Raw genomic sequence first — 13,582 nt, forward strand, 5'->3', positions numbered from 1 at the left:
GCCGGATTATTCCGAAAACCCCAACACCGCCCTTCAATCGGCGGCCGTTTGCGTCTAGTGAAGCACCGAGCAAGAAGAGGGCAGGCCGGCTCGATGACGAGTTCCGACGATAGTGCCGAGATGTTTCGGCAGAGGGGGCATTTCCTCGAGATCCTCGGCGCCTTTGCCTGGCTCGGTATCGTCGCCTTCGGCGGACCGGTGGCGCATCTGGGCTATTTCCGCGAGGAATTCGTCAAGCGCCGGCGGTGGATATCCGATGCCGGCTATGCCGATCTCGTCGCTCTCGCCCAGATGCTGCCCGGCCCGGCCTCGAGCCAAGTCGGCTTCTCGCTCGGCGTGCTGCGCGGCGGCGGGCTGGTCGGCGGGCTTGCGGCGTGGCTCGGCTTCACCCTGCCTTCCGCGCTGGTGCTGATCGCCTTTGCCGCGGGTACGGCTTCCTTCGTGGAGCCGTGGCAGATCGGCCTGCTGCATGGTTTCAGGCTGGTCGCCGTCGCCATCGTCGCCCATGCGATCTGGGGCATGATACGCAGCCTCGCCTGGGACCGGCGCCTGATCGCGATCGCGCTGGCCGCCCTGGTCCTGACCCTCGCGCTCGAGGGCGGCTGGAGCCAGATCCTCGTGATCGCCATGGGGGCGCTGGCCGGCTTCCTCCTGATGCCCCGGGACGAGGCCCTTTCGGCGTTCCAGGCGCCCGTGCCGGTGTCGCGGCGGGCCGGCGCCGTCTCGCTGGCGCTCTTTGCGGTGCTGCTTGCCGGACTGCCGGTGCTGTCGGCGTCGACGGGCTGGCATGGGCTGCAGCTCTTCGACGGCTTCTATCGCTCCGGAGCTCTGGTATTCGGCGGCGGACATGTCGTGCTGCCGCTTCTCCACGATGTGGCGGTCACGCCGGGCTGGGTGGGAGATCGTGATTTCGTCACCGGTTACGGCGTGACGCAGGCGATGCCGGGGCCCGTCTTCACCTTCGCGGCCTATCTCGGCGCCACGGCCCAGCCATCGCCGAACGGCCTTGCGGGCGGGCTCATCGCGCTGGTGGCGATCTTCCTGCCGGGCCTGCTCGTGATGCACGGCGTCCTGCCGTTCTGGAGCGGGCTGCGCCGCCTCGCCGGCATGCGAGCGGCGATGCGCGGCGTCAACGCCGCGGTGATCGGGTTGCTCGCCGCCGCCTTCTACCAGCCCTTGTGGACATCGACCATCGCGGGAGCCGACGACGTTCTGGTCGCGGTGGCCGGCTTCGCGTTGCTGACGATGTGGCGCAAACCGGCCTGGCTGGTGGTGATCGCACTGGGTGCGGCCGGCATCCTCCGGGCTCTCTTATGAAAATGCCGCGGGGGCCCAAGGTCGGGATCAGCGCGCTCTCAGGGCGGCGATGAGGCCGGCGACCCATTGGCGGGTCGCCGCTACGAGCCGCCAGGCCGGCGTGCACTTGACCCAGTCCAGCAACCAGGCGCGGATCCTGGCGACGAAGCCCAGCAGCAGCGCCAGCCATCCGATCGTCATCAGCTTCGGCTTGCCCGCTTCATAGATGCGCTCGATCAGCAGGAAGCTGGCGAGATGGGCGAGCGCCAGGAGCAGGATGCCGCGAATCGGTCGCCCCTCGCCGATCAGCAGGAGGCTGTAGATCTTGAGCGGTTCGGCGATGGCGATCGGGACGGCCAGCAGCGCCAGGATGACGAAGCGCGGCAGCCGGGCGACGAAGCGCTCGCCGATCTCGACGATCCGTAGCGACTGGAACCAGCCGACCAGCGGGCGGTAGAGGGGACGGGCCAGTTCGTCGATCACGACGAGAAGCGCCACGAGGATCTGCAGCGGCAGTATAGCGAGCCGTTTCAGCATCGTCGGACGTGGTTTTTCTTCAGCCATGCCGACAGCGATAGGACGTAAGGCGGTCGCATTGCAACCGTCCTGCGCGCGCCGTCCCGCCGATGGGGCAGTGATCCGCCCCCTCCCTCCATTTGCCGTATTCGGCGGCTCTATCTGCGCGCGGGCTCGGGCGCTATATGCTCTTCCGATGGCCCAGGATGACATGATGGATTTCAGTTCGCGTAAAATTCAGGCGATCGCGGCCGGCATCGCGCTGCTCGTGATCATCGCCGGGATTGTGATCTACCACGCCAGGGGCAGCCGGCCCGAAGCGACGAGGCAGGGCATGGCCGGCGGCGAGGTTGCGTCTTCTTCGGCGCTCCGGCCCGATTCCCCGCCCGCGGGCCGGGCTGCGCCGGACGGCTGCCTGGGCAAGGCGATCGCGGTCAAGCTCGGTGCGGCGGATTTCCGCATTCCCGGTTCGCCCGCGCTGACGCTCGTCGTCGGCGCCGGCGTCGACGACGACATCGATTTCTCCACCCGCGAGGGTATCGGCAAGGGCTGTTCGCAGCCTGTCGTCACCGCCAAGGCGATCGCGCTGAATTTCGACGCCATGGACAAGAATTGGGGCGTGCCGGCGGACTGGCGCGCCGGCTTCTGCGGTGATCTTTCCAACGAGGCAATGCGTTTCCTCTGCCTCGGAGAGGATCGGCAGGCCGGAACGCCGCGCCGCCTCGCCGTCGCCACGGTCTATGATCCCAAGGATTTCGACGGCGAAACCATGTTCCACCGTCCGGCGCCGCAACTCGCCAACTTCACCGCCTGGAAGCAGGAAATGGCCAAGGCCGGCACGTCGCCGCCCGTCCAGCCGGACGGCGCCTTCGACGTCTATCCCGGCGGTATCTGGTTCGAACGCGATGCCGGCAAGCCGCTGCTGTTTTCCTGCGATACGGACAGCTTCCCGGTCACGGGGCAGCATTATTGCATCGGCTCGCTCGACCTCGACGGCGGCTTGAGGGCGCGCGTCGAATTTCGCACCGTCACCGGCAAGGTCGGTGCGGAGGCGGCGGCGGCCGCGGAGCATCTGCGCACGCTGCTCGCCGCCTGGCGGTGAATGTCCGCGGGCTCAGCGGATATAGTGCTCGACATGGTCCTCGCCGAGGCCGACGGCGGCGTAGTGCTTGCGGCAGAGGTCGATCTTGGTGAAGACGTCCTCATAGCCGAGCACCGCTCCGTCCGGATCGACATAGATCATCGCACCGTTGACCTGGAAGAGGGTGATCATCTCGGGCACGTCCGGCTCGACGACCAGCGTATGCGTCTCGCCGGGCGCCTCGTAGACATAGGCACCTTCCGTCGCCGTCCAGTCGTGTTCGAGATAATGCCAGCTGCCCTTGAGCACGAAGCCATGCACCGGCTGCGGATGGCGATGCCGCGACAGGACGCCGGACTTGCGGACGCGCAGCAGATTCATCCAATAGCCCCGGCTCGCCGACAGGCAGAGGGGGCGGAACCAGACATTGGCCTGCTGCGGCACCCAGAGGCGCTCGTCCTCGGGAATGGCGTGGGGGACGACGAGTTCCGGAAAGGCTTCCTTCGGCTGGGGATGGCGATAGGGCACCCGGCTCTGGTCGAGCTGCGGACGGATCGGCGATTCATCGGCCATTCTTCTCTCCTTCAGGCTGCGGCATAGCCGCCATCGATGGGCAGCACCGTGCCGGTGATGAAGCGGGCTCCCTCCGAGCACAGGAAGACGACGGTCTCGCCGATATCGGCAGGCTCGCCCCATCGCTTCAGCGGGGTGCGGGCGAGAATGCCCGCCGAACGCGCCTCGTCCTCGACCAGGCCCTTGGTAAGCTCGGTGGCGATCCAGCCCGGCGCGATGGCGTTGACGCGGATCCCGTCATCGGCCCAGGCGACGGCCAGCGACTTGGTGAGCTGTACCACGCCGCCCTTGGAAGCCGAATAGGCGGGCACCAGCGGGCCGCCGAAAAAGGAGAGCATCGAGGCCGTGTTGACGATCGCGCCGCCGCCGGCCGCAGCGAGTTTCGGCCGGGCGGCAAGGCACATCCGCATCGTGCCGGTGAGGTTGACGTCGACGACCTTGCGGAAAGTCTCGATCTCGTATTCCGCGTCGCGCATGATCATGCCCGCGCAGTTGACGAGGGCGTCGAGCCGGTCGAGCGAACCGACGAGATCGGCGACGGCGCCGTCATCGGTGACGTCGAGCTGCCGGGCGGAAAGGTGGGGATGGGCGGGGACCGCGGCGGCCTCCGCAGCGGTGAGGCCGGTGACCGTCACGTCATAGCCCGCCTGGAGCATGGCCGAGGCCACGCCGTAGCCGATGCCTCGCGCCCCGCCGGTGATGAGTGCTCTGCGCATGGCGATTCGTCCTCCCCTTGTCGATTGCGGGCGTCATAGCACGGCAAGCGGCTTGGGGTTATGCGTGCCGGCGTCAGCATCGCCGCCGCTTCATCGGTCGATCCCCGCCCAGCCCGGCAGGTATCGCGCCTCCTTCGAGGCGGCCAGCTGCAGGGCCTGGTCGAGGGCCTCCTCGAAATCGCCGTTCACCGTCTTCCTGGCGATGCGCCGGCGCAGGAAATCGGCCCAGAGGAATTCCGTATAGGGGGTCTCGTCCTTGGCGTAGCCACCGGCCCGCCGCAGCGAGCCGGCCAGCGAGCGGAAGGGGTCGTCGACGAGGTCGCTCACCCGTTCGGGAATGGCATCGTAGTCCCGGCGCCTGCCATCCTCGTCGAAGGGATGCATCCAATTGCGGTTGTCCAGCATGTACCAGAACGCCCCGCGATCCAGCATCGACAGGTCGGAGACGACGTAGACGAAGATGTGCTTCACCTTCTCCTCGTGCAGCGCCCGGGCGAGATGGTGATGGTCCAGGATGTAGTGGGTTTTCTCCGGGCCGAGGATGACGGGAATCATGTGTTCCCGGACATAGTTCGCCTTTTTGTCGGCGGCCTGCGCCTTCCAGCGCCGACGCTTTTCGGCGACCTCCCCCATGCCGACGGTGATCTGCGTCGGCTTGAGATCGCCGATGGGCACCGGCTTGAGGACGGGATCGATATAATCGCTGGCTCTCGACGGATTGTTCTTCATCACGGCCTGCCTGTTGCGGAAAGATCCGAGGTCGCGGCGCGATAGGCGTCCCACACGCTCCAGAAGCAGCGGTCGGGACCGGTCAGGGCGGCCGCCCCCGCCTTGACGAGGCCGGCGCGCGCGTCGTCCTTCAGGCGCGCCAGATAGAGGGTGCGCCCGCCGGCATGGAAGGCATGTTCGAATTCGATCAGGGCGTCGAGGGCGGTACTGTCCATGTCGGCACTTTCCTCCAGGCTGAGGATGGCGGCCTTGAGCTGCGGATTGGCGGCACACAGCGCCTGCACCCGGGCGAGATTGCTCTCCGCGTTGAAGAAGAACAAGGGCTCGCTCGGCCGGAAGATGCCGATCGCGTCATGGCGGCGGGCCTCGGGATGCCGGGCGATGTCGACGAAGTCGCGGGAATCGCCGAGTTCGCCGAGCTCCGCCACCAGGGGCGCGCCGAGACGGCGGAGGGCCGCCGCGATCGACAGGGCGATGGCGACCAGCATGCCGTCGAGGACGCCGAGCGCCATCACCGCCGCCGCCGCCCCGCAGGCGACGTATTGATCGCGGTCGATCCGCCACAGGCGCAGCAGCGGCCGCGGATCCAGCCCGTGCAGCAGGGCGGCGATCACCACGGCGGCCAGCACCGGCTCCGGAAGACGGGCGACCTGCTCGCCGCCGACGCCGATCAGCACCGCCACGCCGACCGCGGCGACGAAACCGGACAGCCGCGAGGTCGCGCCTGCCGCCTCGTTGGCCGAGGAGGCCGAGAAGCCGGCGCCGACCGGCATGCCGCGCACGAGGCCGGAGACCAGGTTCGCGGCGCCGATCGCCAGCAATTCCCTGTTGGCGTCGGCCTGCTCCCCATGGCGCAGGGCGAGGGACCGTATGGTGCCCCAGGATTCGGCGAAGAGGATGAGGGAGAGCGGCACCGCCATCTCAACCAGCAGAGACCACTCCTCGCTGTCGAGCTGGGGAATGCGGGGCAGGGCGAAATCCATGGCGATCGTCCCGACCGTCGCGACGCCATGTCCGGGAAAATCGACGACATAGGTGGCGGCGATGGCGCCGGCGAGCACGATGAAGGCACCCGGCAGGGTCGGCAAGCGGCGGAGCGCCAGCAGGAATGCGAGGGCGATGGCGGCGCTGGCGAGGCCGACGAGGTTCCAGGCATCCGCCTGGCGGAGCGTGCCCGCGAGGACGCCGAGCGGGTCGCTCGCGGATACTTGGATGCCGAGGATGGTCGGGATCTGCCGGAGCACGATGACCGCGGCGAGCCCGAAGGCGAAACCGCGCAGGACCGGCCGCGACACGAAGCTGGAGAGCGACCCGAGCCGCGCGAGGGCCGCGACGAGGAAGACGCCGCCGGCCAGCATCACCGCCACGAAGGCGACGGCTTCCCTCCTGGCCGGGTCGGCAAGCGGGAACGCCGCGACCGTGGCGGCAAGGATGGCGGCCGAGGAGGAGGTCGGCGTCGTGATCGCGTAATTGCTGCGGCCGAGCAGGGCGTAGACGATCAGGCCCGCCAGGGCCGCAAAGATCGCATGGGGCGGCGCGAGACCGGCGATCGTCGAATAGGCGACAGCCTCCGGGAGAAGGAGGCCGGCAACGGAAAGGCCCGCCAGGACGTCTCTATGCGGGATCGCCAAGGCGCCCTTCCTTTTGCCGGCAAATTGAATCGCGCATCAAGGGGAGGAGATTGCGGCGGGATTGTGAAGGGCCGGTACCGGGCGCGCTTCTGCAGGCGCGGCCTGCAAAAGCGCGAGGGCAGGGCCGTTCTCTGGGTCCGGCGCCCGCGAGGTCGGAACTCGCTCAGACGCTCGCCGTCAGCCCGCCGTCGACATAGAGAATATGCCCGTTGACGAAATCGGAGGCGGGGCTCGACAGGAACACCGCGGCGCCGACGAGTTCCTCGACCTTGCCCCATCGGCCGGCCGGCGTGCGGGCCTCCACCCAGGCCGAGAATTTCTCGTCGGTCATCAGGGCGACGTTGAGTTCGGTCTCGATGTAACCGGGGCCGATGCCGTTGATCTGGATGTTGTGGCGGGCGAGTTCCGCGCACAGGGCCTTCGTCATCATCTTCACGGCGCCCTTGGCAGCGGTGTAGGGCACGATGTTCGCCCGCCCCAGTTCGCTCATCACCGAGCAGATATTGATGATCTTGCCAGCCTTGCGCTCGATCATGCCGCGCGCCACCGCCTGCGCGACGAAGAACACCCCGTCGACATTGGTCGCCTGCACTTTGTGGAAGGCTTCGGCGGTGAAGTCGACGAAGGGGGTGCGATGCTGGATACCGGCATTGTTGATGAGGATGCCGATGCCGCCGTGCCGGGCTTCCACCGCGGCGATACCGGCCTTGACCGCCTCCGGGGCCGCGACGTCGAAGGCCGCCGTATCGACAGCATGGCCCTGCGCGCGCAGGGCCTCCGCGGCCTGTTCGAGCTTGGCCTCGTCGCGGCCGTTGAGGATGACATTGGCGCCGGCTTCGGCGAGGCCGCGGGCGAGCGCGAGGCCGATGCCCCGGCTCGAACCCGTCACCAGAGCGTTGCGGCCTGTAAGATCGAATGAAGTGGTCGGCATCGGCAATTTCCCTGTTCGGCGAGCGAACCTAGCGGGCAGGTCCTGCGAGAACCAGTGCAATCTTGGACCGGCGCCATCCTGCGGACCGATGGCGGTGTGCCTTCGCCGCGACGCTTCCGGCCGCCACCCTGTCAGCGCGGCACGAGGAGCGGCGGGAACTTCGCCTGCCTTGTCGGGCGCCCGACGCCCAGCGCAGTCGGCCGACTGCGCCCCGGCATAACTGTCCGGCTGCCTGTCTTGGACTGGCCAAGAGGTGATTTCCTCGATTGGCGGTCCTGCGACAGGATTCGTCGCGTGGCTGCGCTTGCGGGTCATGAAAAAAGAAAGATATTATTGCAGATGGTACTGCCGGGATGGGTGGGATCGACGATTTGGAGGCCATCGGCGGCCGTGCTCCTGAACTCTCCGTACAGTACCCGCCTTGCAAACATGTGCCGCTGCCGGCTTTTGTTGGGAAGCGAAGGAACCGCAGTGTCTCCGCAAGCTTTTTCCTCTGAAGCAACAGCATCCACGGCCACCCGGATTATTGGGTGAACGCTCAACCCCGAAGGAGTGTTTCGATACGGAATGCCCAAGTCTGCCAAGAGCTCGATGAGCAAGGCCGCTGTGAAGCCGCCCTTGACGGCCGCCGAATTGCGGCAGGTCGCCGCCCTTCCCCTGCGACGGAAGAATGGGAGGCTGGAGGTCTGCCTCGTCACCACCCGGGAGACCCGGCGATGGACCATCCCGAAGGGCTGGCCGATGAAGGATACCAAGGATTTCCGCAGCGCCGAAATCGAGGCGGAGCAGGAAGCCGGCCTCATCGGCAAGGCCGGACGTGAACCGGTCGGCAATTTTCTCTATTGGAAGCGGCGCGAAACCCAGTTCGATCTGGTGCGCGTCCAGGTGTACCGCTTCGACGTGACCGGTCACCTGGCGGCCTGGCGCGAAAAGGGCGAACGCGAGGTGCGGTGGTTTGCGCCCGCCGATGCGGCGCTGCTGGTGGACGAGGTGGGCCTTTCCGCATTGCTGGCGGCACTCGATGAGCCCTCGGAACAGCCGTCCGACCCGCTGGAGGGGATGTCACGGTAATGTGTGCGCCCCGACGGTGTACATCACCAGTGGAGGAAGATTCCACCCGGACAGTTGTCGATTGATCCGGTAGCAGACGAGCGGCTTGTCCGGGTAATTGGGCGGGCCGGAGCCTCGTGACAAAGGCCGCCCTGGGCGGTTGAGCGAGCCGGTGGGCCGTAATGTGAGTAAAGCCTGAGCAGGCCTCGAAAGTCGAGATGTGAGCGCCGACCCGCCGGATTACCGGGGAAGGCCGCGCGGAGGGGGAAGCAATCGACATCTGCACCCGTCCGGTTCACCGGGGTAGTGGGCACGGCACGCCGGCAAGGTGGTGGGCGTAATCGGGGGAGACCCGTTTGGTGCGGGGGTCGCGTCCTCAACGCTGTCATTCAGGACAGCGGCATCGGGCGGGAGTCGGACAGGGGCGTAGTACTGTCGAGACCGGGTAATGCCGGTGGAGGGAAGGCCCCTGACTTGTGGTGTGCTTTCGGCAAAGATGAGGTGGAGGCGATTGACGATGCGTCTAGCAACGCCCGAACGGATCCGGATTCTTCAAAGAAAGCTGTATTGCAAGGCGAAGGCGGAGCCTGCCTTCCGCTTCTATGCACTGTACGACAAGATCTACCGTGAAGACATCCTGCACCATGCCTGGTTGCGTGCCCGTGAGAATGGGGGTGCATCGGGTGTTGACGGGATGAGCTTTGCGCAGATCGAGGCGGGCGGTGTCGAGAACTGGCTGGCGGCATTGGGTAAGGACCTCGCTTCGAAGACGTATCGGCCGCAGGCTGTACGGCGGGTGATCATCCCCAAGCCGGGAGGCGGTGAACGCCCGCTCGGCATCCCGACGATACGGGACCGGGTTGTTCAGACCGCCGCCAAGCTTGTGCTCGAGCCGATCTTCGAAGCGGACCTGGAAAGGACTGCTTACGGCTATCGTCCCCAGCAGGGCGCCGCCGAGGCGATCCGGCAGGTGCACCAGCACTTGCTTGGAGGGTATACGGATGTGGTGGATGCGGATTTGTCGAAGTACTTCGATACGATCCCGCACCCTGAACTGATGAAGTCGGTATCTCGTCGTACCTGTGACCGGCATGTGCTGCATCTGATCCGGATGTGGCTCAAAGTGCCGGTCGAGGAACAAGGCGAGGATGGAACCCGGCGCAGGATGGGTGGCAAGCGCAACCGGCTCGGCACGCCGCAGGGTGGTGTCGTCAGCCCGTTGCTGGCCAACCTCTACATGAACCGGTTCCTGAAGCACTGGCGTCTTGCTGCTTGCGGCGAGGCGTTCAGGGCGCATGTCGTCAACTACGCCGACGACTTCGTCATCCTCAGCCGCGGCCACGCGGCAGAGGCGCTGGCGTGGACGAAGGCGGTGATGACAAGGCTCGGGCTGACGATCAACGAGGCGAAAACCTCGGTGAAGGAAGCTCGAACCGAGCGCTTCGACTTCCTCGGCTACACGTTCGGTCCGCATCGTCATAGCAAGGATGGCCGCCTTTATCTCGGCGCCAGTCCGTCCGCCAGGAGCCTGCAACGGTTGAAAGGCAAGGTGAGCGATCTGCTGGTGCCCGGCAACAAGGGATCATGGCCCGACGTGCGGGATCGACTGAACAGCCTTCTGGCTGGCTGGTCGGCCTACTTCGGCTATGGCTCGCTGTCGCTGACGTATCAGGCGGCCGATCATCATGTCGTTGACCGCGTGAGGCACTTCCTCGCCAAACGACACAAGGAGCAAAACAGCGGCACATCAGCGTTCTCGCGAAGCACCATCTTCGCCGAACTCGGTGTGCGCCAGCTCAGACGCGTGCATCCTGTGTCCCGTCGTGGGCCTTACAATGAAGCCACCCGGAAAGCCGGATGCGGGAAATCCGCACGTCCGGTTTGATGAGCGGGGAAGGGAAACGGGGCGTTGCCGAATGGCTCAAGCTACCGCGCCCTTCCTCGACTCTACCGCTTGATCGTCGCAATCTTGAACGCCATCGGAACGTTCTGAGCTTCAATCGTCTGTCATAGGTCATCCTTCGGGACAACTTGGCACAGAAATTAGCGTGCCTCGCCTACGGGGTGCACTCTACGCCCATCACCATAATTCCCGATTTCGATAAATTCCAATATTTTATCTGGCAAATAGAAGTAAAACCTCGAAGATCCAACATTTATCACCGCGGTTGTCCCGGAGAAAACCTCCTCTTTAGTTCCAGCACCAGAATTTATGCCAGCATCTCTCATCATCTTCGATATAAAATCAAAAGTCAAATACTTCCGTTCTGCCGGCAATTCAAAAAAAATTGTATTTCCTTTTCGATCTGCCGAAAACTTAGCAATATTATTACGAAATTTCGAAATACGGAGATTTCCATGTTCGACATATACAATATTGTTATTCGATCTAAAATATAGCTCAACGCCGCCAAATCCCATATACGCAGTGAAAAAATCTTCAGATCCAAACCCCCAATATCGAGGAGGACCGAGCTTCTCACCGATATCATCAAGCTTATCTCCTACGTGTACAAACGCGAATGCGCCAGTTTTAGCAATGTCCAAAATTGGGATCTTAATATTTGACATCTTCAATTATATCCACCTTTGCTGGAGCTCGAGCCACCGCCGCCCTCTCTTGAGCCACCTCCATCAGATTTACTTCCGTCAGAATTAGATTTTTGGTCCTTTCCTTGATTCTTATTGCCGTCTTCCTCATTGTCGTTCTTATTTTTTCGGCCAATAAACCCTCCACGTAGCTTTTCAGGTTGTTCAATTTTCGAACACCATCTTTTATATTCACATTTTTGGAATTACGATGACAGTGCGTCTTATTCGGCTACAGTCCGTGGCCAATTGGACAAATAGAGCACACGGTCACCGTTAGTCCATTGCGGCCCCCGCGCTCACGACGGTTGGCGAGGGGGCGGCACGGCGCCCATCTGAATGAAGACATCGAGGGTGTTGAGTTCGTCCCAATGCTCGACGAAGCGTCCGTTTTCGACGCGCCAGATGTCGATCGAGCGCATGGCGAAGGCGTTGTCCGTGGCGGCGTAGCCGAGGAGCCTACCGGTGTGCGTGCCCTCGTAACGGTAGCGGCCGACCACGCGGGAGCCATCGGCCGAGACGAAGACGTCTTCCGCCGTCACCTTGATGTCGGGCACGCCCGAGAGGATTTCCTCGAAGATCTTCTTGACGCCTTCCGGGCCGGGTTCGGCGAATGGGTTATGGTTGACGTAGTTCGGCGCGATGATGTCATCGAGGCGCGACATGTCGTGGCCGGAGATGATCTCGGCGAAGAGATAGCCGAGCTTGCTCGGATCGGTTGGCAGTGGGGTCGTCATTTCTCGTTCCTTCCTGGAATGAAGTATTCGGAGTGGTTGTTACGGGGCGCCGAGGATCAGGCAGGCGCCGGTTGCGACGATGACCAGCCCCGTCAGGCCATGCATGCCGAAGGCGAGGGCCCTGCTTCCGCCCGAACGGAGGACCGTCGCCATGTCGCCGAAGGCGATCAGGCTCGCCACCAGCATGAATTCGCCGAGCAGGCGCGGCGGACCATTGGTCATCAGCAGGATGACGAAGAGGCCCGAGGCGATATCGCGCGTGCCCTTCACGGACAGCCATGCGGTGAGCCCGGTCGATGGCGGGGGTGAACCGGCGATGCCGAAGGCGGCCGATGCGGCCGCAGGCGCGGACCAGAAGCGCGCGCCGAGGAAGAGGATTGCGGCCGCGATCAGGCCGGAAAGGACGTATCCGATTTGGATCATGAGAGTCTCCTGTCAGTTGCAGGGAGACTAGCGACGCTAGAATTTCTCGTCAATGGAAATCTATCGTTGACATAAAAACGTTCCGCGCTAGGATCTGCCGATGTCGATTGCCGAACGCAAAGAGCGCCAACGCGCAGAGCGCTACGAGCTCATCCTGTCCGCCGCGCGCGAACTGGCCGAAGCGGAGGGTTGGGACGCCGTCACCACGCGCCGGCTCGCGGACCTGATCAATTACAGCCAGCCGGTTCTCTACAGCCACTTCAAGGGCAAGGCGGACATCATGGCCGCCGTCGCCATGAGAGGCTTCGAGGAACTCGCGGCGCGATTGGCAATGGAAATGGCGAACGTCGCGGGCGCTCCGGACGTTCTGCGCAACGTCTGCGCCGCCTATCTCGATTTCGCCCGTTCGCGGCCGGTCGTCTATGAGGCGATGTTCGTCCTGCCGACGGGGATCAAATTCGCCAGCGAGGAAACGCCGCCGGCCCTCCGCGCCGCCTTCGCCGCGATGGTCGCCGCGCTCGGGCCGGACCGGCAGGAACCGGTCTTCCTGGCGGAAGTGCTGTGGAGCGCCTTGCATGGACTGGTGGTGCTCATGCAATCCGAACGCATCCCGGCGGCGGGCGCCGAGGCTCGCTTGAACATTCTCGTCCGGAAATTCAGCCGCGATTGACGTCTTGCCCGACGGATCGTCGGCACCGCCGGCGGCAGGAGGGGCGCGGCAGAAGGCGGCGACCGGAAGTTACGGTGGCGATGTACGACAGGAACAAAACACGCACAAACCTTGACATCCGCGCTCCACCATGGCCTACTTTCCCTTGGGAATGAAGCGCGGCGGGGCCAAGGTTCGCGATACCGCCCCGTGCCTTCCACCCACTCCGGGCGATCCCGGTTCGCCTGCGGCGTGCCAGCCGCATCGAGGCGCCTGTCCAACTTCGTCCTGGCTTGGAAACCGGGACGGGGCCGGCGCTAAGAGGGATCGCTGCAGACCGCCCCATTGCGTCTTCTTCAGGCGCGATGCCGGGACCGCCGACATCCGGTAGCGCCGGGTGTGCGATCACCCGGCCGTCAGGTCTGCACACGGGGCTCGATGAGGAACCTTGCCGGGATCGGGCCGCCCTCGGGCCTGCCCTCGATCCCGCGCGAGACAGGAGAGGCGCCGGCCGCCTGCCGTATCGTCCGCAAGGATGGGAGGGTGGGCATTCCAGGCCGGATCGCCTTGTCGGACGCCGGCGGCCGGCAAACCCGGCCCGCAGCGTCCGCGGCCGCAGCAGCACGGGGACCCGGCTGCCCGGCCGGCGGGGTGCGGCGAA

General features: G+C 64.8%; 14 protein-coding genes. 5 read left to right on the forward strand and 9 right to left on the reverse strand.

Annotated elements, in window-relative coordinates:
- The first annotated feature begins 93 nt into the window (after positions 1–93).
- Positions 94–1,317, forward strand: a complete 1,224-nt coding sequence (chrA, locus tag J3R73_RS09960; RefSeq protein ID WP_307425763.1) for a chromate efflux transporter — start codon at positions 94–96, stop codon at positions 1,315–1,317.
- A 27-nt stretch (positions 1,318–1,344) separates the two neighbouring features.
- Here chrA and J3R73_RS09965 read toward each other — a convergent pair whose 3' ends face one another.
- Positions 1,345–1,833: a hypothetical protein gene (locus J3R73_RS09965; RefSeq protein ID WP_307425766.1), complete on the reverse strand. Its 489-nt coding sequence runs from the start codon at positions 1,831–1,833 to the stop codon at positions 1,345–1,347.
- Positions 1,834–2,026: 193 nt separating this feature from the next.
- Here J3R73_RS09965 and J3R73_RS09970 point away from each other — a divergent pair, with 193 nt between their 5' ends.
- Positions 2,027–2,914, forward strand: coding sequence for a hypothetical protein (locus J3R73_RS09970; protein WP_307425769.1), 888 nt, complete (start codon positions 2,027–2,029; stop codon positions 2,912–2,914).
- Between the two features lie 12 nt (positions 2,915–2,926).
- Here J3R73_RS09970 and J3R73_RS09975 read toward each other — a convergent pair whose 3' ends face one another.
- The 5 genes from J3R73_RS09975 to J3R73_RS09995 form a co-directional block, all read right to left on the reverse strand.
- Positions 2,927–3,466 carry a 2,4'-dihydroxyacetophenone dioxygenase family protein gene (locus tag J3R73_RS09975; protein ID WP_307425771.1) on the reverse strand — a complete coding sequence of 180 codons (540 nt, stop codon included), beginning with the start codon at positions 3,464–3,466 and terminating at the stop codon, positions 2,927–2,929.
- An 11-nt stretch (positions 3,467–3,477) separates the two neighbouring features.
- A complete protein-coding gene (locus J3R73_RS09980; RefSeq protein ID WP_307425775.1) occupies positions 3,478–4,182 on the reverse strand; it encodes an SDR family NAD(P)-dependent oxidoreductase in 705 nt (234 codons plus the stop codon).
- Between the two features lie 90 nt (positions 4,183–4,272).
- A complete protein-coding gene (locus J3R73_RS09985) occupies positions 4,273–4,911 on the reverse strand; it encodes a ParB-like protein (protein WP_307425778.1) in 639 nt (212 codons plus the stop codon).
- Positions 4,911–6,542 carry a SulP family inorganic anion transporter gene (locus J3R73_RS09990; RefSeq protein ID WP_307425781.1) on the reverse strand — a complete coding sequence of 544 codons (1,632 nt, stop codon included), beginning with the start codon at positions 6,540–6,542 and terminating at the stop codon, positions 4,911–4,913. The genes J3R73_RS09985 and J3R73_RS09990 overlap by 1 nt, the downstream gene beginning before the upstream one ends.
- Positions 6,543–6,705: 163 nt before the next feature.
- Positions 6,706–7,473, reverse strand: coding sequence for a glucose 1-dehydrogenase (locus J3R73_RS09995; protein ID WP_307425784.1), 768 nt, complete (start codon positions 7,471–7,473; stop codon positions 6,706–6,708).
- Between the two features lie 618 nt (positions 7,474–8,091).
- On the opposite strand from J3R73_RS09995, the gene J3R73_RS10000 reads away from it, so the two are divergent.
- Together J3R73_RS10000 and ltrA are read left to right on the forward strand one after the other, a co-directional pair.
- Positions 8,092–8,544, forward strand: a complete 453-nt coding sequence (locus J3R73_RS10000) for an NUDIX hydrolase (RefSeq protein ID WP_307425787.1) — start codon at positions 8,092–8,094, stop codon at positions 8,542–8,544.
- 496 nt (positions 8,545–9,040) lie between these two features.
- Positions 9,041–10,408, forward strand: a complete 1,368-nt coding sequence (ltrA, locus tag J3R73_RS10005; RefSeq protein WP_307424710.1) for a group II intron reverse transcriptase/maturase — start codon at positions 9,041–9,043, stop codon at positions 10,406–10,408.
- Between the two features lie 158 nt (positions 10,409–10,566).
- On the opposite strand, the gene J3R73_RS10010 is transcribed toward ltrA, so the two are convergent.
- The 3 genes from J3R73_RS10010 to J3R73_RS10020 form a co-directional block, all read right to left on the reverse strand.
- Entirely contained in the window at positions 10,567–11,094 is a 528-nt protein-coding gene (locus tag J3R73_RS10010; protein ID WP_307425789.1) for a hypothetical protein, read from the reverse strand.
- 317 nt (positions 11,095–11,411) lie between these two features.
- Positions 11,412–11,849: an ester cyclase gene (locus tag J3R73_RS10015; RefSeq protein ID WP_307425792.1), complete on the reverse strand. Its 438-nt coding sequence runs from the start codon at positions 11,847–11,849 to the stop codon at positions 11,412–11,414.
- Between the two features lie 39 nt (positions 11,850–11,888).
- Positions 11,889–12,272: a DUF4267 domain-containing protein gene (locus tag J3R73_RS10020; RefSeq protein WP_307425795.1), complete on the reverse strand. Its 384-nt coding sequence runs from the start codon at positions 12,270–12,272 to the stop codon at positions 11,889–11,891.
- A gap of 100 nt (positions 12,273–12,372) precedes the next feature.
- On the opposite strand from J3R73_RS10020, the gene J3R73_RS10025 reads away from it, so the two are divergent.
- Complete coding sequence (locus J3R73_RS10025) at positions 12,373–12,942, forward strand: TetR/AcrR family transcriptional regulator (protein WP_307425798.1); 570 nt, start codon at positions 12,373–12,375, stop codon at positions 12,940–12,942.
- The last annotated feature ends 640 nt before the right edge of the window (positions 12,943–13,582 follow it).

Origin of the sequence: Labrys monachus, from assembly GCF_030814655.1 — a bacterium.
Lineage (GTDB): Bacteria > Pseudomonadota > Alphaproteobacteria > Rhizobiales > Labraceae > Labrys > Labrys monacha.